The 21152-nt window shown below is 31.3% G+C and carries 17 protein-coding genes; 16 read left to right on the top strand and 1 reads right to left on the bottom strand.

Annotated elements, in window-relative coordinates:
• Window positions 1-85: 85 nt before the first annotated feature.
• Window positions 86-4864 (top strand): alpha-amylase family glycosyl hydrolase, encoded by a 4779-nt coding sequence (locus FAY47_RS01925; protein ID WP_185966686.1) that lies wholly within the window; start codon window positions 86-88, stop codon window positions 4862-4864.
• Window positions 4865-4908: 44 nt separating this feature from the next.
• Here the strand turns inward: FAY47_RS01925 and rpsT are convergent, their stop codons facing one another.
• Window positions 4909-5172, bottom strand: coding sequence for a 30S ribosomal protein S20 (gene rpsT, locus FAY47_RS01920; protein ID WP_143314700.1), 264 nt, complete (start codon window positions 5170-5172; stop codon window positions 4909-4911).
• 173 nt (window positions 5173-5345) lie between these two features.
• Between rpsT and gpr the strand changes: the two genes are divergently transcribed.
• The 15 genes from gpr (at window position 5346) to FAY47_RS01845 (ending at window position 21107) form a co-directional block, all read left to right on the top strand.
• On the top strand, window positions 5346-6320 hold the full coding sequence (gpr, locus tag FAY47_RS01915) for a GPR endopeptidase (RefSeq protein WP_143314699.1): 975 nt from the start codon (window positions 5346-5348) through the stop codon (window positions 6318-6320).
• An 81-nt stretch (window positions 6321-6401) separates the two neighbouring features.
• Window positions 6402-7463: a stage II sporulation protein P gene (locus FAY47_RS01910; protein ID WP_243129510.1), complete on the top strand. Its 1062-nt coding sequence runs from the start codon at window positions 6402-6404 to the stop codon at window positions 7461-7463.
• A gap of 214 nt (window positions 7464-7677) precedes the next feature.
• Entirely contained in the window at window positions 7678-8037 is a 360-nt protein-coding gene (locus FAY47_RS01905) for a hypothetical protein (protein ID WP_243129509.1), read from the top strand.
• A gap of 123 nt (window positions 8038-8160) precedes the next feature.
• Window positions 8161-9966, top strand: a complete 1806-nt coding sequence (lepA, locus tag FAY47_RS01900; RefSeq protein ID WP_143314698.1) for a translation elongation factor 4 — start codon at window positions 8161-8163, stop codon at window positions 9964-9966.
• Between the two features lie 112 nt (window positions 9967-10078).
• The gene (locus FAY47_RS01895) at window positions 10079-10519 is read left to right on the top strand and encodes a hypothetical protein (RefSeq protein WP_143314697.1); all 441 of its coding nucleotides are present in this window, start codon (window positions 10079-10081) and stop codon (window positions 10517-10519) included.
• 60 nt (window positions 10520-10579) lie between these two features.
• Entirely contained in the window at window positions 10580-11704 is a 1125-nt protein-coding gene (gene hemW / locus FAY47_RS01890) for a radical SAM family heme chaperone HemW (RefSeq protein ID WP_143314696.1), read from the top strand.
• 174 nt (window positions 11705-11878) lie between these two features.
• On the top strand, window positions 11879-12910 hold the full coding sequence (gene hrcA, locus FAY47_RS01885; protein WP_143314695.1) for a heat-inducible transcriptional repressor HrcA: 1032 nt from the start codon (window positions 11879-11881) through the stop codon (window positions 12908-12910).
• A gap of 34 nt (window positions 12911-12944) precedes the next feature.
• A complete protein-coding gene (gene grpE / locus FAY47_RS01880; protein ID WP_143314771.1) occupies window positions 12945-13574 on the top strand; it encodes a nucleotide exchange factor GrpE in 630 nt (209 codons plus the stop codon).
• A gap of 65 nt (window positions 13575-13639) precedes the next feature.
• On the top strand, window positions 13640-15493 hold the full coding sequence (gene dnaK / locus FAY47_RS01875; protein WP_143314694.1) for a molecular chaperone DnaK: 1854 nt from the start codon (window positions 13640-13642) through the stop codon (window positions 15491-15493).
• A 126-nt stretch (window positions 15494-15619) separates the two neighbouring features.
• Complete coding sequence (dnaJ, locus tag FAY47_RS01870; RefSeq protein ID WP_143314693.1) at window positions 15620-16744, top strand: molecular chaperone DnaJ; 1125 nt, start codon at window positions 15620-15622, stop codon at window positions 16742-16744.
• Between the two features lie 139 nt (window positions 16745-16883).
• The gene (locus FAY47_RS01865) at window positions 16884-17525 is read left to right on the top strand and encodes a pentapeptide repeat-containing protein (protein WP_143314692.1); all 642 of its coding nucleotides are present in this window, start codon (window positions 16884-16886) and stop codon (window positions 17523-17525) included.
• A 197-nt stretch (window positions 17526-17722) separates the two neighbouring features.
• Window positions 17723-18664 carry a 50S ribosomal protein L11 methyltransferase gene (gene prmA, locus FAY47_RS01860; protein WP_143314770.1) on the top strand — a complete coding sequence of 314 codons (942 nt, stop codon included), beginning with the start codon at window positions 17723-17725 and terminating at the stop codon, window positions 18662-18664.
• Between the two features lie 11 nt (window positions 18665-18675).
• The gene (locus FAY47_RS01855; protein ID WP_143314691.1) at window positions 18676-19437 is read left to right on the top strand and encodes an RsmE family RNA methyltransferase; all 762 of its coding nucleotides are present in this window, start codon (window positions 18676-18678) and stop codon (window positions 19435-19437) included.
• Entirely contained in the window at window positions 19437-20744 is a 1308-nt protein-coding gene (mtaB, locus tag FAY47_RS01850; protein WP_143314690.1) for a tRNA (N(6)-L-threonylcarbamoyladenosine(37)-C(2))-methylthiotransferase MtaB, read from the top strand. The genes FAY47_RS01855 and mtaB overlap by 1 nt, the downstream gene beginning before the upstream one ends.
• A gap of 18 nt (window positions 20745-20762) precedes the next feature.
• Window positions 20763-21107, top strand: coding sequence for a histidine triad nucleotide-binding protein (locus FAY47_RS01845; protein ID WP_143314689.1), 345 nt, complete (start codon window positions 20763-20765; stop codon window positions 21105-21107).
• Window positions 21108-21152: the final 45 nt, after the last annotated feature.

Genomic DNA, 21152 nt, shown 5'->3' with positions numbered 1-21152 from the left:
AATTTACATATATGTATAATGTAAACGTTGTGTGCTATAATATCTTATGAAAATATATTTAAATAATTTTATGGGAGGTAAAGTGATGAATGAAAAAATTTTCAAAAAAACAACTTGGGTTACTTTGATAATGTTTTTCTTTACTCTGTTCAATAATGTATCCTTAAATAAGGTTAGTGCTGAATCTGAGAGTAATGAAATAATAAAAGCAAATTCAGTAGCTGTACTAGTAGGAAATCTTATGAAGGATAATAATCTTGGGGATGATTGGAACCCGAAAAATTATTTAGGAAAGCTTAGGGAATATAAAAATGGAGTTTATGAAGCTACATTTAAATTAAAGGCAAGTGAAAAATATGAATATAAAATTGCTATGAATGGAACTTTAGAAGAAAGTTATGGGAAAGATGTTGGAAATGGTAATATTGCTCTAAACTTAAAGGAAGATAAAGAGGTTACTTTCAGGTTTGATTATAAAAACAAAAAGATTTATGATTCTGTAAATAACCCAGAACAGTTTAAATCAAAAGCAATATTAACAGGAGAAGTTGATAAATGTTTTGGTGGAAAGTCATGGGATCCTTCAGATGATAATTTTAAGCTTGATTATGTGGGTGGTGGAATTTACAAAAAGACATTTAAAGTTGTTAAAGCAGGAACCATGGAATATAAGGTTGCTTACAATGGGGCTTGGAATAATGGAGAAGGAGTTAATAATGAAAAAGTAATAATACCAGAAGGGACAGAAAGTGTTACATTTTTTTCAGACTATACTGGAAACGTTACCGGAAATTCTATAGATAAACCTGAGATTTCCAAAAATATATCACTCATTGGTACTGTAAGAAGTGGAAACGGTGATTGGGATGAATCTAATAGAAATTTTGATATGTATCAGTTAGGCTCAAGTGAGTTTATTTATACATCTATATTGAAGGCTGGCAATTATGAATATAAAGGAATAGTTAATTACAGCTTTAAGGATGGAGGAATACCAAAGGGAAGCAATGTTTCATTAAGTTTAGATAAAGAACAAAATGTTGTGTTTATCGCTGATTTAAAGGAAGGAACAATAATAGATTCAATAAATAATCCAAATGAAGTTGCATTAAAATTAGGATTAAAGTCAAAAACAGTAGAAATGAAAAGTCCATTATTAAATAGTAATGGCACAATTACTTTTAATTATAAAAATCCAAATGCTAAGCAAGTTTATTTAAGTAGCAATGTTAATGATTGGAGTAAAAATGGAACATCATTAACGAAGGCTGATGATGGAGTATGGTCAACTACAATAAGAGTAGGGGATGATGCAAAAGAAATTCAGTATAAGTTTATAGTTGATGGACAAGAAGTTTTAGATCCATGTAATAAGGAAACAAAAGAAGGCAATTCAATTTTTAACTTTCCAAAGTATGATGGAAGACAAGTAACAATTCCAGGTTCATTAGCTACTGGGATTCAAGGAACAGATGGAACTTGGAATCCAGCTGACAAGGCACTTTTACTTGACTATGTAGGAAATGGTAATTACATGAAAACTTTTAAAAGTGTAAAGGCTGGAAGATATGAATATAAGGTTGCAATAAACTTGAAATGGGATCCTGAAAATTATGGAGCAAATGGGATAGCTAGAGGGGCTAATATAAGTATAGTAGTGCCTAAAACTATGGATGTAACATTTTTTTATAATGATGATTCACATAAAGTGGTAACTGATTTAGAGTATAGAGTTTTAGATATAACTCTAAATGATGGAGAGAAAACACTACAAAAATTAACTGATGAAAAATTAAATGGTGTTTACTCAGGAAAGGTTGAATTGAAAAAAGGAACTTATGATAATTTAAATTTAACAGTCAAAGGTGATGGGGAAAGAAAAGTTAAGTTTGATAAGCTAGTTTTAGATCAAGATAGAACTGTAACTTTTTCATATGATCCAAAAACTCAAATATGTTTTAATGATGCATCTAATGAAAAAATAGATAATGGTGGAATATATTATAATTCTAGATTAGATGAATATAAAAAGCCATATGGAGCTGTTTCAGTTGAAACACCAATAACATTTTCATTAAAAGTTAAAAAAGATATGGCAAAAGAAGTTAAGATGATTTTAAGTACTCCAAGTGGAATTAATGTAGTTGATATGAATAAAAATGGAGGCTATGAAGATAATAGTGATAAATGGACAAGTATCTATACTCCACAAACGATAGGAACTTTTTCATATTATTTTGTAGTTTCTAATGGTTCTGATGTAAAAGCTTATGGAGATGATGATGGTTATTTTGCAGAGGGGAAAGTAGGAAATTTAGGTGAAGTTAAAAATTATGAGTTTAATGTATGTACGAAGGACTTTAAAACTCCTGATTGGTTAAAGAATGGAGTTATATATCAGATATATCCAGATAGATTCTTTAATGGAGATAAAGATAATGACTATATACAAAAGTACGCTAGAGGAACTACTCCATATGAGTTTGCAAGTGATTGGTATTCATTACCTAAGGATCCACAATTAATGAATAAGGAAGGGTATCCAAGCAATGCTAATAAAGGTGATATAAATACTTGGTCAAATGACTTATATGGTGGTGATATAAAAGGTATAGAAGACAAAATTAAGTATTTAAAAGCTGTTGGAGTTACAATACTTTATTTGAATCCAGTAGCCCAATCAATTTCAAGTCATAGGTATGATACAACAGATTATAATAAAATTGATCATCAGCTTGGAGAGATGGAGGATTTCGTGAATCTTGCAAAGGCTGCTAAAGAAAATAATATGCATATTATACTCGATGGGGTTTTTAATCATGTATCTGATGATTCGGTTTATTTTGATAGATATGGTAAATATGTTGCTAAAGGAAGACCACTTGGAGCATATCAATATTGGTCACATGTTTATGATGAAGTTAATAACAATGGATTAAGCTTAAACGATGCAGAAAAGAAAATAACTGATTACTATAATTCTATTGGAATTACAGATTTACATTATAAAGATTGGTTTATAATAAGTAATGTTAAAGTTATGGAAAAAGATTCACAAGGGAATGAAACTGGTAAATATACTTATGGATATGAAGGATGGTCTGGTTTTGAATCAATGCCAGTAATACAAGCATTAAATGGATCAGAGTATAATGTGAAGACCTGGGCCAATGAAATAATTGATGGAGATAATTCAGTAGCAAGACAATGGCTTAGAGAAGGATCAAACGGTTGGAGAATAGATGTTGCAAATGAAGTATCTGATGAGACTTGGAGAGCTTTTAGAAAGACGGTAAAAGGAGAAGGGGATAATGCTATAATAGGAGAAATATGGACAGATGCATCGAATTATATTTTAGGAGATATGTATGACTCTGTAATGAATTATAGATTTAGAGGTGCTGTTCTTAATTTTGTCAAGGGAAGTCAAGATGATAATAAGACAGCGGTAACTGCAAAGGATTCTATGAATGAGCTTGAAAAGATGAGAGAACAATACCCAAGAGAAGCTTTAGAGGCTATGATGAATTTAATGGGATCTCATGATACTCAAAGAGTGCTTTCAGCTTTAGATGGATATCAAAAATCTACAAGAGGATTTGCCAACCCTGCCACAGACTTAGCTAAGGCAAAAATGAGATTAATACCATTTTTACAGATGACATATATAGGGGCACCAACAATATATTACGGCGATGAAATTGGAATGGTTGGATGCGATGATCCAGATAATAGAAGAGGATTTACTTGGGGAAAAGGTGATAAAGAATTGGTTGAATGGTATGGAAAACTTGCAGCGATAAGAAGTGCCTATTCATCACTAAGGACTGGAGAAGTAAATGTATCAGAAGTTCAAACTGAATTTCAAAATGATGTAATGGCCTATGTAAGAAATGATGAAGACTCAAAGGTATTAGTCGCAGCCAATAGAAAAGAAAATGAAATAATGACCACTCTTACAGTACCAACAATTAAAGATGGAACTAAGCTTACTAATATTCTAAATACTGGAGAAAGCTATGTTGTAAAAGATGGAAAGGTAACAGTTAAGATTCCAGCCTTTGGAGGAGTTATTTTAGCTGATAAAGTAAAAGAAATTAATTTTAATAAAGATGATTTAAAGGATGCTTATAGTTCTAATTCAATAGTTCAAAACAGAAAAGTGCCAGATACTGATAAGCAAATAGAAGAAAAGATAAGTAAGTCAGAGAATGGAAGCGAAGTAGTAATTTCAAATATGAATGAGGGAATAAGTACAAACCTTTTAGAGTATATAGTAAATTCAGGAAAAAATCTTAAGATAGTAATTCAAAGAGGAAACATTAAAATAACAGTTAAAGATGTTGGTAAACTTAATGAAACTTTAAAGAGTCAAGGTTTAACTGATTTTCAAATTACAGTTAGTGACAGACTAGTTAATGATATAAAAAATCAAAATATAATAGATAAATTTAATATAAAAACTAATTTAAAGGATGGAGTTTTAGGCACCGATATGATTTTAGAAGTTTCTGTAGATAAGAATTATGAGGGAAAAGAATTATATTGCTACTATGTAGAGGGTAATGGAAGCTTTGTACAAGTTGGTAAAGGTGAAGTTAAGGATAGTATATTTACCTTCACTACAAATCATTTTAGTGATTATGTCATCTTAGATAAGGAAGTAACTAGTAATGATAATAGAAATGTTGTAAAAGATGGGGCTAATAATACAACAGATAAAGATAATAGTGGAAATACTAATATTACAAGTGGTGTTAAAACTGGTGATAAAGTTTCTGGCAACGAAGTTATGCTGTTGATGTGTATGTTATTTATATCATTTGTAGGAATGAAGTGTCTTATCAAAAAGAAAAAAGCATAGTAAAAGTAAAGAACCGACCTTTAACAAGGTCGGTTTTATTACAACTACGCCATAGCGTTTAACTTTGCAGCTAATCTTGATTTCTTTCTAGCAGCCATGTTTTTATGAACTACTCCCTTTTGAGCAGCCATATCTAAAGACTTAGAAGCTTTAACGAATAATTCTTTAGCTTCATCAGCACTGTTAGCTGATACTGCAGCTTCAAACTTCTTTATAGCAGTTTTTAAAGCAGACTTAACCATTCTATTTCTAGCAGTCTTCTTTTCTGCAACTAATATTCTCTTCTTTGCTGATTTGATATTTGCCATTCTTAATTCACCCCCTCTAAATTTTATAGGGCCTCTCGCAGTTTTGGGGAAATCTGCATACGAGTCGTATTCAACACACCATATTATAGCATTGAAATTTATTAGATTCAAGTATTAAATTTATGTAAATCGGAAAAATAAGTGTAAGAGTATTTAATAGGTGAGGTGTACAAATGATTAATGTAAGAACAGACTTAGCAGTTGAAGCGTGTGAAATTTATAAAAAAGAAAATAATAGAGAGGCTGATGGTGTTGTTGTTGAGGAATATGAAGAAGATGAAACTAAAATAACAAAGGTTAGAGTTATGACAGAAGATGGAGCTGTTAAAATGGGAAAACCTATTGGGAATTATATAACTTTAGATATTCCTGAATATACTGCATATGATGGCGAACTTATGGATCAGGTTTCTAAAGTGTTAGGAAAAACTCTAAAGAAACTTGCAAACATAGATGAAAATAAGTTAGCTTTAATAGTTGGGCTAGGAAATAGAAATGTGACTCCAGATGCTTTGGGGCCTAAAGTAACAGAAGGAATAATGGTAACAAGACATTTAAAATCAGTAATGCCAGATGCTATAGATGATAACGTTGTACCCGTAGCTGCCATAGCTCCAGGAGTTTTAGGGGTTACAGGAATAGAGACGGGAGAAATAATTAAAAGCGTAGTTGATAAAATTAAGCCAGATTTAGTGATTTGTATTGATGCATTAGCATCTAGAAGGATAGATAGAGTGAATAAAACTATTCAAATAAGTGATACTGGCATATCACCAGGTGCGGGAGTAGGTAACCATAGAATGAGAATAAATGAGGAAACACTTGGAGTGAAGGTAATTGCTATTGGAGTTCCTACAGTTGTTGATGCAGCAACTATAGCTAACGATACTATAGATTTAGTTCTCGACGATTTAATTGGTCAATCAGAAGAAGGAAAAGATTTTTATAATATGCTAAAAAAAGTTGATAAGCATGAGAAAAGCGTACTCATAAAGGAAGTATTAGATCCTTATGTTGGGGACTTAGTTGTTACTCCTAAAGAAGTAGATTTAATGATAGATTCCTTATCTAAAATAATATCAAATGGAATAAATATTGCAGTTCAGCCTAATATGACAGTTGAAGATATTAATAAGTTCTTAAATTGATATCTTCTTATAATAATTATGTAAAATCCTCATATAAATATATAGTAAATCTTATTATGGGATAAGAAAGGGGGATTTTAGGTGTACAGACGAACATTAGGAAGAAAAACTGTTAAACAAAAAGTAAATTTAGGGGTAATAATATTATTGGTTATTCTTATGATATTTTCCTATAGGGTAATTAAAGTTCTAAGTAGTAATAAAGAAAGAGGGGGATTTGCCTATGTTCAATTATTGAATTTTGGCATGCCTGTTGTAGAAAATCAAATATACAATGAAGGAGCTTATGCTGAGAATAGCTTATCGATAAAAAGAGTATGCTTAGAAGCTTTAGGACTTAAAAATATCAGTAGCTTTGCAATTATAAATAATGAAGTAAGTTTTTATAAGCAGGGTTTTCAAGCTAATTCAAAAATTGCATCAGTTGATATTAGTCCATTTAAGATTAATGATAGTTCTATTGCAAAGCAAGATGATACCAGTAGTGGAAATAATGTGAACACCAAAAACTCACTAGCTTATGATCCTAAACTAAAAAAGAATATAGATCATTCAAAACCAGAAGTGCTTATATATCATACTCATACGACAGAGAATTACGCTGAAGCTGGGGGGGATACCTTAGATGAAAATTACAGTGTTGTTGGAGTTGGTAGTGAGATTAGCAGAATATTAGAAGAAGATTATGGGGTTTCGGTTATACATGATAAAACAAACCATAGTGTATCTTATAATAATAGTTATGATAGGTCTAACGAAACAGTTAGTAGATATTTAAAAAAGTATGGGGATTTTAAAATGATAATAGACCTTCATAGAGACTCCTTAGATAATAAGGGGGCTGTTACAGCAAATATAAATGGTGAGAATGTAGCGAGGCTTATGTTTGTAACTGCTAAAAACAGCACAAGGTATGGAAAGAATAATGCCTTGGCAGAGGAATTCCTGAATAAGGCAAATGCGCTTTTCCCAGGACTTATAAGACAAATATATTCATATAATCATGGGATTAATGCTTTCAATGAAAGTTTAAGTGATAGTTCAATATTAATTGAGTGTGGAGCTAACGTAAATACTTCAGCTGAAGCTAAAGGCTCTGCAAAATATATAGCAAGGTTAATTGCGGAGCATATAAATAGATAATAAATATGTATAAAAGACTATAAAGTGAGCATCCTTTAAGATATAAAGTGAAACTTTTTTAGGTAGAGAGTTTTAACTCTACTTAAACTTAGTTTTTAATTTCCCATATAGAGGGAATTAGTCCAGAAGCTGCAGTTTGTTATTTTACCTTTAATGAAGAGAGGTTTTTATGGCTGTAGTTATAGGATAAAAGTATCTTGGAGGGTGTTCAATTTTGAAAAAAAGAACAAAATTTAGAATAATATTTAATTTATTAATGGCTATTTTAATTCTTGCAGGACTTACTAGGGTCAACATAATTAATACAAAAGCTTTATCCCCGCTAGATAATACTAATGAGAACTATGAAAAAATATCTGAAGCATTTGGAGAAGAATTTTCTAATTTTATAAAAGATAATGCTTTAATTAAGATATATAAAGATGATTTGAAGGAAGTTTTAGTAAGAGTAGGGGGAAAAGATTTTAAAATAAAAAAAGAATCTAGCTTAATTGAAGGAGCAGAAAAAGCTGTGGAAAACATAGGAGATTTTTTTTGCTCAGTGAGAGATAAGATTGAGAAAGTTATAATATAAAAACTGTATTTCTAATAAGTATGGTTTTTTATTGACAGTGGGTCAGTGGTTTGTGATATAATTTAGCTGATTTAATATAATGGGGGTGAAGTAGCTGTCCTTAAGTAAAGGCAGCTTTAATATATGAGTAGTAATAGGAAGCAGTACATAAGAAACTTTTCAATAGTTGCACATATAGATCATGGTAAGTCTACATTAGCAGATAGATTATTAGAGGCAACAGGAACCCTAACTCAAAGAGAAATGGAAGCTCAAGTTTTAGATAATATGGAACTTGAAAGAGAGAGAGGAATAACAATAAAGTCACAAGCAGCTAGACTTGTTTATAAAAGAGAAGATGGAGAAGAATATATCTTAAATCTTATAGACACTCCAGGGCATGTAGATTTTACATATGAAGTATCAAGAAGTTTGGCAGCTTGTGAAGGCGCACTTTTAGTAGTGGATGCTACTCAAGGTATTCAAGCGCAAACTTTAGCAAATTGTTATTTAGCATTGGATAATGATTTGGAAATAGCTCCAGTTATAAATAAGATAGATTTACCATCTCAAAGAGCAGATGAAGTTAAGAGGGAAATAGAAGATGTTATAGGAATAGAAGCTGAAAGTGCACCTATGATATCAGCAAAAACAGGTTTAAATATTCCAGATGTATTAGAAGAAATAGTTAATAGGCTTCCTCCTCCAGAAGGAGATGAAGATGCACCATTAAAGGCTTTAATTTTTGATTCTTATTATGATAGCTACAAAGGTGTTGTATGTTATGTAAGAATAAAGGATGGAAAGGTTAAGCCAGGAACAAGGATAAAACTAATGGCTACTAATAAAGTTTATGAGGTAGTGGAGGTTGGAGTATTTACTCCAAAGTTAATGCCAATTCCAGAGCTAAGTGCAGGAGATGTTGGATATATAACAGGTTCAATTAAGAATGTAAGAGATGCTAGAGTTGGAGACACTATAACAGAAGCAGATAGACCTACAAAGAAAGCTCTTCCAGGATATAAGCCAGCTGTCCCTATGGTTTACTCAGGAATATACCCTGTAGATGGAGCTAAATATGATGAACTTAAAGAAGCTCTTGAAAAGCTACAGATTAATGATGCAGCTTTAAACTTTGAGCCGGAAACATCTGTTGCGTTAGGATTTGGGTTTAGATGCGGATTCCTTGGATTGTTGCATATGGAGATAATTCAAGAAAGAATAGAAAGAGAATTTAATTTGGATATAATTACAACTGCTCCATCAGTTATATACAAAGTTATAAAGACAGATGGAGAAAAGTTTGATATCACAAATCCTACAAACCTTCCGCCAGCAACGGAAATTGACTATATGGAAGAACCTATAGTTAAAGCTTCCATAATAGCTCCAACTGAATATGTAGGTGCTGTAATGGAGTTATGTCAAGAAAGAAGAGGGACATATATTGATATGCAATATATGGAGGAAACAAGAGCAGTTATAAATTATGATATACCATTAAACGAAATAGTTTACGATTTCTTTGATACTTTAAAGTCGAGAACTAGGGGATATGCATCATTAGATTATGAGTTTAAAGGTTATGTAAGAACAGAATTAGTTAAACTTGATATATTATTAAATGGAGATGTAGTAGATGCCCTTTCTATGATAGTACCAAGTGAAAGAGCTTATCATAAAGGAAGAGGAATAGCTGAAAAACTTAAAGAGATCATACCAAGACAATTATTCGAAGTACCAATACAAGCTGCGGTAGGATCAAAAATTATTGCGAGAGAGACTGTTAAAGCTATGAGGAAAGACGTACTTGCAAAGTGCTATGGAGGAGATATTTCTAGAAAGAAAAAACTTTTAGAAAAGCAAAAAGAAGGTAAAAAGAGAATGAGACAAGTTGGATCAGTAGAAGTTCCACAAGAAGCTTTTATGGCAGTTTTAAAAGTTGATTAATATTAATTTCTAAAATAGTTTTTTAAGATTTATTTAAGAAATATTATATATAAAATAAGTTATAATTATTTTAGGAATTATAGAAAATAATAGTAATATGCGGGGGGATTTTATGTTTTTAAATGAGTTAAATAAAAATCAAGCTACAGCTTTCATTAATTTAGTAAATCAATTTGCAAATGTGGACCAAGTTTTCGCAAAAGAAGAAAAAGAATTAATAGATGATTATATAAAAGAACTTAACATAGATAAAGAAGTAGTGAATTCTATGAGTTTTGAAGAGATAGTTGATGAATTAAAAGTTGCAAATAATAGAACAAAGTTAATAGTATACTTTGAACTTGTTGGATTAGCATTAGTAGATGGTGATTATGGAGATAAAGAAATTGATTTCTTAGATGAAATAGCTATATCACTTGATATTAGAAGAGATAAAAAGATTGCCTTTGCAAATTATTTCTTCAATTTTAAAGACGTATATAATTTTTCAGTTGTGGAAGCAGAAAGTAAGATAAAATTACTAAAAGAAGAAGCTGAGCTATTATTAGCTTAAAGTATAGATTTGAGAGGGGATTTTAATCTCCTCTTTTTTTATTAGCAGAAGGAGGAGTTTATGAAGGAAATATCTTTATATATACATGTTCCCTTTTGTAAGCAAAAATGTTTCTATTGTGACTTTCCGTCCTATGCATGTAAAGAAGGTGCTATGGATGAATATGTAGAGGCACTATGCAAGGAGATTACAAAAAGGTGCAATAAATATATTATAAAAAGTTTGTTTATTGGAGGAGGAACACCATCATACCTAGAAGAAGAATCTTTGAAAAAACTTATGGAAACTATAAGTGCATTAGAGTTTAAAGATAAAGCAGAAAAGTCTATGGAATGCAATCCTGGAACTGTAAATAGGAAAAAGCTTGAGATAATTATGAAAGGTGGAATAAATAGATTAAGCTTTGGATTACAGACGACAAAAAATGAACTGTTAAAAAAGATAGGGAGAATTCATAGTTATGAAGAATTTATAAAAAATTATTCATTGGCTAGGGAAATTGGATTTAATAATATAAACATAGATATGATGTTTGGATTACCAAATCAAAATTTAAGTGATTGGTTAAATAGTTTAGATGAGATAACTAAGTTAAATCCTGAACATATTTCAAGTTATAGTTTGATTATAGAAGAAGGTACAGCTTTTGATAGGTTGTATAGTGAAGGAAAACTTTCTCTTCCCTCAGAAGAAGAGGAGAGAGACATGTATAGAATGGGAAAAGAATTATTAATATCAAGGGGATATCATCAATATGAAATATCTAATTTTGCAAAAGGTGAAAAAGAGTGCGCTCATAATAAAGTTTATTGGCAGTGTGAAGAATACATAGGAGTTGGAGCATCAGCAAGTTCATTTGTTGAAAATAAGAGAATAAAAAATGTTGATGATATTTCTGAATATATAGATAGAGTTAATAGAAATATATCCATATCAGAAGAGGTATACGAAAATTCTAGAGAAGATAATATAGAAGAATTTATGTTTATGGGGCTTAGGATGAATAAGGGAATTGATGAACAGGAATTTATCATTAGATTTGGAGTGAATATAGATTCTATATATAAAAGGTTAATAGATAAGAATATTAAGGCTGGTTTATTAATTAGAAATGAGGGAAAAATATATTTAAGCCAGAGGGGAATTGAATTATCTAATCAAGTTATGAGTGATATGATATTGTAAATGGAAGAAAAATAAAGTATTTATTAGATAATTAAGGATAGTTAATGAATATTTGAGTTTATTAAACATAGCTAAATTTATTCATAATTGACAAAGAAAAAAAGAAATAATATATTAATTACATAGTCATTAGCACTCAAGTATAGTGAGTGCTAACAAAAAAGAGGTGAGGGTATGGCTATTGATGGAAGGAAGATAAGAATTCTTGAAGCTATAATTAATGACTATATTAGTACTGCAGAGCCTGTAGGGTCTAGAACAATAGCAAAAAAGTATGATTTAGGAGTTGGATCTGCAACCATAAGAAATGAAATGTCAGACCTAGAAGATATGGGATATTTAGAACAACCTCATACTTCAGCAGGAAGAATACCTTCTAGTAAGGGCTATAGATTATATGTGGATAATTTGATGAAGAAATCAATGTTATCTGCAGAAGAAGAATTGCAAATAAAAAAATATATTATAGATAATGCGATGCTAGAAGTTGATAAGATAGTTAAACAAGCAAGTACTTTGCTTTCAGAGTTAACTAACTTAACTTGTGTAGTTCAAACACCATCGGTAATGAGAAGTTATATTAAGTCAGTTCAGTTACTTATGGTAGATGATCATAATTTGATTTCAGTTATAGTTATAGATAATGGGGTTATTAAAAATCATAGGATAAGAGTTAATAAAATGCCTTCCGTTGAAGAATTGCAAGAAATAAATAGGGTGATTAATACCCGTCTTTCAAATTTGACGATTCAAGAAATAAACCTTGAAGTTATTAATAATTTAAAATGTGACTTAAAAGGATATGATGATTTGTTTAACGCAATAGTTCCAGTTTTGTATGAAACTTTAAAAGAAGATAATTCTTCTGAAATATTTATGCAAGGAACTACCAATATATTTAACTACCCTGAGTATAACGATATTGATAATGCAAAGGAAATATTAAATCTTTTATATAATAAGGATTATGTAGTTGAGCTTATTGCCCCAAAAGGTGACCTAACAATAAAGATTGGTGATGAAAATTATATACCAGAAGCTAAAAATTGCAGTGTAATTTCAGCTGAATACTCATTAGGAGATAAGCCCATTGGAACTATTGGACTAATAGGTCCTAGAAGAATTAATTATTCAAGAGTAATAGCTATAATGGCACAGGTTATGAAGGAGCTAAATGATGCATTAAAAGGTCAGGGATTAGAATAACAAAATTATAAAGAGGTGAGGTGTAGCTTTGATGATGGAAGATATAAAAAAAGAAGTTCTAGAAGAAAATGAAGAGGTTAACCAAGAGGTTGATGAAGTTACTAAAGAGAGTAATGAAAATGATGAAACTTTAGAAGTAAATCCAGAAGAGATATTAACTGAACAGGAAGTTCAAAATGATTCAAAGGAAGATAAAGAGGACGAATTAGATATGCTTAGAAAAAATAAAGATGAAATTCAAAAGCTAACTAACGAAGTTGAGACTTTAAAGGATAGACTTCTAAGAGTTACAGCAGAGTATGAAAATTATAGAAAAAGAACAGCTAAAGAAAAGGAAGGTATTTATACAGATGCATGTGCTGATGTAATTAAAGAAGTACTTCCAGTTATAGATAACTTAGAAAGAGCTGTTCAAGCTGATGGTAGTGTTGAAGACCTTAAAAAAGGTATAGAAATGACTATTAAAGGATTAGAAGGATCTTTTGAAAAACTAGGAGTAGAAGAAATTGATGCTTCAGGAGAATTTGATCCAAATTTACATCAAGCAGTAATGCATATAGAAGATGAAAACTTTGATAAGAACTCTATAGCAGAAGTTTTTATGAAAGGATATAAAAGAGGAGATAAAGTAATTAGACATTCAGTGGTTAAAGTTGCTAATTAATTAAAATTAATATATATAAAAGAATAAAGAATAGAGAAATCTATTTTTAAGGAGGAAAATAAATTATGGGAAAAATTATAGGAATTGACTTAGGTACAACAAATTCATGTGTAGCAGTTATGGAAGGTGGAGAACCAGTTGTTATAGCAAACTCAGAAGGGGCTAGAACTACTCCTTCAGTTGTTTCTTTCCAAGCTAATGGAGAAAGGCTAGTTGGGCAAGTTGCAAAAAGACAAGCGATAACAAATCCAGATAAAACAATAATATCAATAAAGAGAGAAATGGGTACTAACCATAAAACAAATATTGATGGTAAGGACTATTCACCACAAGAAATATCAGCAATGATTCTTCAAAAGATTAAGGCTGATGCAGAAGCTTACTTAGGGGAAACAGTTACTCAAGCAGTAATTACAGTTCCAGCTTACTTTAATGATGCTGAAAGACAAGCAACAAAGGATGCTGGTAAGATAGCAGGACTTGAAGTATTAAGAATTATAAACGAACCAACTGCAGCATCACTTGCATATGGATTAGATAAGACTGATCATAGTGAGAAAATCTTAGTTTATGATCTAGGTGGTGGTACTTTCGATGTATCTATACTTGAACTTGGTGATGGTGTGTTCGAAGTATTATCAACAAATGGAGATACTAAGCTAGGTGGAGATGATTTTGATAACAAGATCATGGATTATATAGCTGAAACATTTAAGGCTGAAAATGGAATAGATTTAAGAAATGATAAGATGGCTCTTCAAAGATTAAAAGAAGCAGCTGAAAAAGCTAAGATAGAATTATCTTCATCAACTCAAACAAATATTAACTTACCATTTATTACAGCAGATGCTACTGGTCCAAAGCACATAGATATGAACTTAACTAGAGCTAAATTTAATGAATTAACTCATGACTTAGTTCAAAGATCTGTAGAACCAATGAAGAAAGCATTATCTGATGCTGGACTTTCAATTGGGCAAGTAGATAAAGTAATATTAGTTGGTGGATCAACAAGAATTCCAGCTGTTCAAGATGCTGTTAAGAGCTTTACAGGAAAAGATCCTTCAAAAGGAGTTAATCCAGATGAATGTGTTGCTATAGGTGCAGCTATTCAAGCAGGTGTATTAACTGGAGAAGTTAAGGATGTATTATTATTAGATGTTACTCCTTTAACACTAGGTATTGAAACTTTAGGTGGGGTTGCTACACCTTTAATAGAAAGAAATACAACTATACCAGCTAAGAAGAGCCAAGTATTCTCAACAGCTGCTGATGGTCAAACTTCAGTTGAAATTCATGTAGTTCAAGGTGAAAGACAAATGGCTGCTGATAACAAGACATTAGGGCAATTCACATTATCAGGAATAGCACCAGCACCAAGAGGAATTCCTCAAATCGAAGTTACATTTGATATAGATGCTAATGGTATTGTTAAAGTATCAGCTATGGATAAAGGAACTGGTAAGGAAGCTAATATAACAATAACTGCTTCAACTAATTTAAGTGACAGTGAAGTAGAAAATGCTGTTAAGGAAGCTGAAAAGTTTGCTGAAGAAGATAAGAAGAGAAAAGAAAAAATAGAAGTTCATAACAATGCAGAGCAAGTTATATACCAAACAGAAAAGACTTTAGGTGAACTTGGAGACAAGGTAAGTGCTGAAGATAAGGCTAAGGTAGAAGCTAAACTTGAAGAAGTTAAAAAGGTTAAAGATGGAGAAGATTTAGAAGCTATTAAGAAGGCTGTTGAAGAATTAACTCAAGAATTCTATGCAATTTCTTCAAAATTATATGCTGATGCAGGGGCACAACCAGGAGCTGAAGGATTTGATCCAAACAACATGGGAGGAGCAAACCAAGGAGCAGCTCCAAAAGATGAAAATGTAGTAGATGCAGATTTCAAGGTTGACGAAGATAAGTAGTTGTCAGAAATAGGCTGATCTTATATAATACAAGAGGGAAGGCAGAAAATAAGTCGTCTTCCCTTTTGTTAAGTAAAAATCTTAATAGAAAATAGCAATATAGATACTAGGTGGTGGAATAAGTAGATGGCAAATAAAGACTATTACGAAGTCCTGGGGCTACAAAAAGGTGCTAGTGATGATGAAATAAAAAGAGCCTTTAGAAAGCAAGCTATAAAGTACCATCCTGATAAGAATCAAGGGAATCAGGAAGCTGAAGCTAAGTTTAAGGAAATTAATGAGGCTTATCAAGTGCTTTCAGATCCTGAAAAAAAAGCACGTTATGATCAGTTTGGAACAGCTGATTTTAATGGCGGTGGATTTGGCTCAGGGGGTGGCTTTGGCGGCTTTGATTTCTCAGATATGGGCGGTTTTGGTGATATTTTTGACACTTTCTTTGGTGGTGGCGGTGGTTCACAAAGAAGAAATGGGCCAAGAAGAGGAAATGACCTTGAATATAGTTTAAATTTAACTTTTGAAGAAGCAATATTTGGTGTCAAAAAGGAAATATCTGTTACAAGAAGTGAGTCGTGTGAAACTTGTCACGGAAGTGGTGCTGAACCTGGAACTAGCCCTACTACATGTTCGCATTGTGGAGGTTCAGGTCAAGTTAGAGTACAAAGACAGACTCCTCTCGGAAATTTTGTAAGCACTACAACATGTGATAGATGTGGTGGTACAGGTAAGATTGTAGAAAAACCTTGTCATGATTGTAGAGGTAAAGGGAAGGTTAGAAAGAATAGAAAGATTACTGTTAATATTCCAGCAGGAGTTGATACAGGTAATGTAATGCCTCTTAGAGGGCAAGGTGAACATGGAGAAAATGGTGGCTCACCAGGAGACTTATATGTTAGATTAAGAGTTGCTCCTTCTAAGAAGTTTACTAGAAAGGGTAATGATGTTTACGTTGACGCTCATATTTCTATGGGAAATGCTGCTTTAGGTACTGAAATAAAAGTACCAACTGTAGATGGAGATGTAAAATATACTATTCCAGAAGGTACTCAATCAGGAACTTTATTTAGATTAAAGGGTAAGGGGGTTCCAAGAGTTAATTCTAGTGGACGAGGAGATCAATATGTAAAAGTTATAGTTGATATTCCGAAGAATCTTAATGAAAAACAAAAAGAAGCTTTAAGAGCATTTATGGAAGCTTCAGGAGAAGAAGTTGTTAAAGAAGAAAAGCACAAAAAAGGCTTTTTCCGTAAATAAAATAAAAACTATCCTAGGGATGAGTATCTTTAGGATAGTTTTTTTCGTAATTTGTAATAATTAAGTTGAAAGTAATTTTTTTATTAAATTATGCTATTATGTAGGTTAAGAAGAAATGTATTTATGAGGAGAATAAAAAATGGTTAAAGCAAAAATAGATAAACCTAATTTAAGCAAGGAATTAGTTGATTTTAGTGAAAGTATTAATGAAGTTTTGATCAATGAAAGAGAGTTAACAGATAGTTTTGTCAGTGGAGATCTAGTGGAAGATGTGGAAGAACGGATAGAGATTAGAGGAACATATTTTAAAAATGTAGTTTTTAGTAATTGTGTTTTTAGAAATATAGATTTATTAGATGTTAAATTTGAAAATTGTGATTTATCTAATATTGATTTTTCAGATGGAAGTATTCATAGAGTAGAATTTGACAATTGTAAACTTACTGGAAGCAATTTCGGAGAAAGCAATATGCAAAATGTTTTGTTTAATGAATCTGTTTTGAGATATGGGGATATGGCTTATTGTAAGATGAAGGATGTAGGTTTTGTTAATTGTAATTTAGAGGGCGCAACTTTTCTAGAAAGTAAATTTAAGAATTTGGAATTTAAAGAGTGCAAATTAAATGAAGCTGATTTTATGAATACGGATCTTAATGGAATTGATTTTAGAGATTCTGAAATATCAGCTTTAAATTTAACTGGCAAAGAACTTAAGGGAGCAATAATATCACCATCTCAAGCTATGGAGATTGTAGGACTTTTAGGAGTTGTAGTTAAATAGAGATCCAGGAAAAATAAAGAATAAATATGATGAAGAATATTTATTATTATATGGAAATATTCTTCGCCATATATATGGAAATATTCTTATATTCTTCAGAATATGCTGTAAGAATGCGGGTTTGTATTGACACAATACTTTTTAAAAGTGTAAAATTATATATTAGTCGATAAAGTGAAGAGAGGAATGTGATTTTTTTGGAAGGTAAATGGATAGAAATTAGAGTTATTACTAAGAGTGAGGCTTTAGAACCTATCTCAGGTATATTTTATAGTCTTAACTGTAAGGGAGTAGCAATTGAAGATCCAGAAGATATATTAGGTAGAGAACAAGGTCCTTTAACTTGGGATTTTGCTGATATAAATGTTTTAGAGCATAAAGGGGAAGTAGCTGTAGTTAAAGGATATTTCTCAGAAGAAGACAGTATAGAAGAAATATTAGCTTATATAAAAGAAAAAGTTGAAGAAATAAAAGAGTTAGGTATAGATATTGGAAAAGGATTAGTTGAATCAGAAGAAATGTTTGAAGAAGATTGGGCTAATACTTGGAAAAAATATTATAAGCCAACAAAAATAGGTAAAAAAATTATAGTTAAGCCTATTTGGGAAGAATATGAAGAAAAAAAAGGAGATCTTATAGTTGAACTTGATCCAGGTATGGCTTTTGGTACAGGAGACCATGAAACCACAAAGATGTGTATTCAGGCTTTAGAAAAGTATGTAGAAAAGGATAGTACAGTAATAGATGTAGGATGTGGATCAGGAATACTAGCTATAACAGCAGCAAAACTAGGCGCTAAAAAAGCTATTGGAGTAGATTTAGATCCAGTTGCAGTAGAATCAGCTATAGAAAATGTAGGGTATAATAACCTGAATAATATAGAAATATTACATGGAAATCTAATTGAAGTAATAGATGACAAGGCCAATATAGTAGTTGCAAACATATTAGCTGAAATTGTATGCATATTAACTGAAGATGTTAGTAGAGTTCTTAAAGAAGGTGGATACTTTATATCATCAGGAATAATTCACGATAGAGTTGATATGGTAACTAAAAAGTTAGAAGAATGCGGATTTGAAGTTTTGGCAGTTAATAAAGACGGAGAATGGAATTGTATTATAGCTAAACTTAAATAAGGAGGAATATTATGCATAAGTTTTTCACACCACCAGAAAATGTTAGTTTGGATCAGGGCAGAATAACTGGTGATGATGTTAAGCATATTTACAAAGTTTTAAGGTTATCAGAAGGTGAAAAAATAATTTTGAATAACTGTAATGGTACAGAATATTTAGGCGAAATTTCAGAGGTTTCAAAGACAGAAGTTATTGTTAATATACTAGAAAAAATTGAAACTAACAATGAAAGCTCTATTGAAGTCTATTTGTTTCAAGGCTTGCCAAAGGCTCAAAAGATGGATTTAATAGTTCAAAAGGGAACTGAACTTGGAATAACAGAGTTTATTCCAACTATAACTGATAGAGTTGATGTTAAATTAAAAGGTGAGTTTAAAAAACTTGATAGATTAAATAGAATAGCATTAGAAGCTGCGAAGCAAAGTAAAAGAAGTATAATACCTAAGGTATCTGACCCAATTACATTCCAAGAAGCGTTGAAAAAGTTAAGTAGTATGGATTTGTTTTTAGTACCATATGAAAATGCGGAGAATTTTGGAATTAAGGCCCTTATAGCAGATCTCAAAGAAAAGGATAAGTTAAAGTTTATAAGAAAAGTGGGGATAATGATAGGACCAGAAGGTGGATTTCAGGAAGAAGAAATAAATGAACTAAAAGATCAAGGAGCTTATATAATAACACTTGGCAGTAGAATATTAAGAACTGAAACAGCAGGTTTTACAGCTACAGCTTTAGTACAATATGAGTTAGGGGATTTAGGAGGAAAAGTTTAATGAAAGTTGCATTTGCTACACTAGGATGTAGAGTAAACCAATATGAATCAGAAGCTATGGCTGAAAAGTTTATTAGAGATGGCTATGAAGTGACAGATTTTTCAGAAGTATCTGATGTATATGTTATAAATACTTGTACTGTAACAAATATGGGAGATAAAAAATCTAGACAAATAATAAGCAGAGCTAGAAGGCAAAATGAAAATGCTGTTATAGCTGTTGTAGGTTGTTATTCACAAATGGCTCCAGGCGAAGTATCAAAAATTGAAGGTGTAGATGTTGTATTGGGTACCAGAAATAAGGGAGATGTGGTATACTATGTTAATAAGGCAAGAGATGAAAAAGAAGTTCAAGTTCATGTAGAAGGTGTTTTAAAAAATAATAAGTTTGAAGAACTTAATATAGAAGAATATCAAGATAAAACTAGGGCGTTCTTAAAGATACAGGATGGATGTAATAGGTTCTGTACATTTTGCTTGATACCATATGCAAGAGGATCTGTATGTTCAAAGAACCCTGAGAAGGTAATAGAAGAGATTAATAAGCTAAGTGAACATGGCTTTAAAGAAATAATTTTATCAGGAATTCATACAGCTTCCTATGGAGTAGATTTAGAAGGAACTATAACTTTAGTAGATCTTTTAGAGAAAATAGAAAGACTTGATGGTATCGAAAGGGTTAGAATAGGTTCAATAGAACCAGCTTTCTTTACACCTGAAGTTGTGGAAAAGATAAAGAATATGAAAAAGCTATGTCCTCAATTTCATTTGTCACTTCAAAGTGGATGCAATGCTACTTTAAAGAGAATGAATAGAAGATATAGTGCAGAAGAATATGAAAATATAGTTAATGTTTTAAGAGAAAATATTAAGGATGTTTCTATTACTACTGATGTAATAGTAGGATTTCCAGGAGAAACTGAAGAAGAATTTAAAGAAACTTACGATTTTTTAAGTAGGCTTAAACTTACTAAGACTCATGTATTTAAATATAGCCCAAGAAAGGGAACTAAGGCATCAGATATGCCTAATCAAGTAGATGGCAATATCAAAGAAGAAAGAAGTAAAGCTTTAATTGATTTAAATAATAAAAATGAAAAAGCCTTTATAGAAAACTATATTGGAGAAGATTTAGATGTCTTAATAGAACAAGAAGTAAGGGATAAAAAAGGTGTTTATGAAGGTTATACTAGAAATTATATAAAGGTTGAAGTTCATGATATGCCTGAAAATATGAAGGGGCAAATAGTTAATTGCAGAATAGAAGAAGCAAAAGAAGATTATGGAGTAGCTACGTATTTAAAATAAGTTAAAGGGGGTGAATTTATGGAAGATTGTATTTTTTGCAAAATAATCAAAGGCGAAATTCCTAGTAAGAAGATATATGAAGATGATAATGTATATGCTTTTTATGATATAAATCCAGGAGCACCAGTGCATTTCTTGGTGATACCAAAAGAGCATATAGAAAGTGTAAATTCATTAAATGAAGATAATGCAGAAATTGTTTCACATATTTTCAAAACTATTAATAAACTAGTTAGTGAATTAGGAATTGATAAAAATGGTTATAGAATTGTAAATAACACAGGAAAAGATGGAGGCCAAACAGTACATCATATGCATTTTCATGTACTTGGAGGAAGAAGTTTAGCTTGGCCACCAGGTTAAAATTTCTATAAATTGATAAGAGTTATTGACAGCAATCGAAAAACT

It is taken from the genome of Clostridium sp. HBUAS56017 (genome assembly GCF_007115085.1).
GTDB classification, from domain to species: domain Bacteria; phylum Bacillota; class Clostridia; order Clostridiales; family Clostridiaceae; genus Clostridium; species Clostridium cibarium.
The sequence above is the reverse complement of the archived record's forward strand: the minus strand, read 5'-3'. Positions and strand labels throughout refer to the sequence as shown.

Coding starts and splice junctions, on each gene's coding strand:
- mtaB (WP_143314690.1), top strand. CDS start 19,437: ATGAAAGTTGCATTTGCTACACTAGGATGTAGAGTAAACCAATATGAA.
- FAY47_RS01855 (WP_143314691.1), top strand. CDS start 18,676: ATGCATAAGTTTTTCACACCACCAGAAAATGTTAGTTTGGATCAGGGC.
- FAY47_RS01845 (WP_143314689.1), top strand. CDS start 20,763: ATGGAAGATTGTATTTTTTGCAAAATAATCAAAGGCGAAATTCCTAGT.
- dnaK (WP_143314694.1), top strand. CDS start 13,640: ATGGGAAAAATTATAGGAATTGACTTAGGTACAACAAATTCATGTGTA.
- FAY47_RS01865 (WP_143314692.1), top strand. CDS start 16,884: ATGGTTAAAGCAAAAATAGATAAACCTAATTTAAGCAAGGAATTAGTT.
- lepA (WP_143314698.1), top strand. CDS start 8,161: ATGAGTAGTAATAGGAAGCAGTACATAAGAAACTTTTCAATAGTTGCA.
- FAY47_RS01925 (WP_185966686.1), top strand. CDS start 86: ATGAATGAAAAAATTTTCAAAAAAACAACTTGGGTTACTTTGATAATG.
- dnaJ (WP_143314693.1), top strand. CDS start 15,620: ATGGCAAATAAAGACTATTACGAAGTCCTGGGGCTACAAAAAGGTGCT.
- gpr (WP_143314699.1), top strand. CDS start 5,346: ATGATTAATGTAAGAACAGACTTAGCAGTTGAAGCGTGTGAAATTTAT.
- rpsT (WP_143314700.1), bottom strand. CDS start 5,172: ATGGCAAATATCAAATCAGCAAAGAAGAGAATATTAGTTGCAGAAAAG.
- hrcA (WP_143314695.1), top strand. CDS start 11,879: ATGGCTATTGATGGAAGGAAGATAAGAATTCTTGAAGCTATAATTAAT.
- hemW (WP_143314696.1), top strand. CDS start 10,580: ATGAAGGAAATATCTTTATATATACATGTTCCCTTTTGTAAGCAAAAA.
- grpE (WP_143314771.1), top strand. CDS start 12,945: ATGGAAGATATAAAAAAAGAAGTTCTAGAAGAAAATGAAGAGGTTAAC.
- FAY47_RS01895 (WP_143314697.1), top strand. CDS start 10,079: ATGTTTTTAAATGAGTTAAATAAAAATCAAGCTACAGCTTTCATTAAT.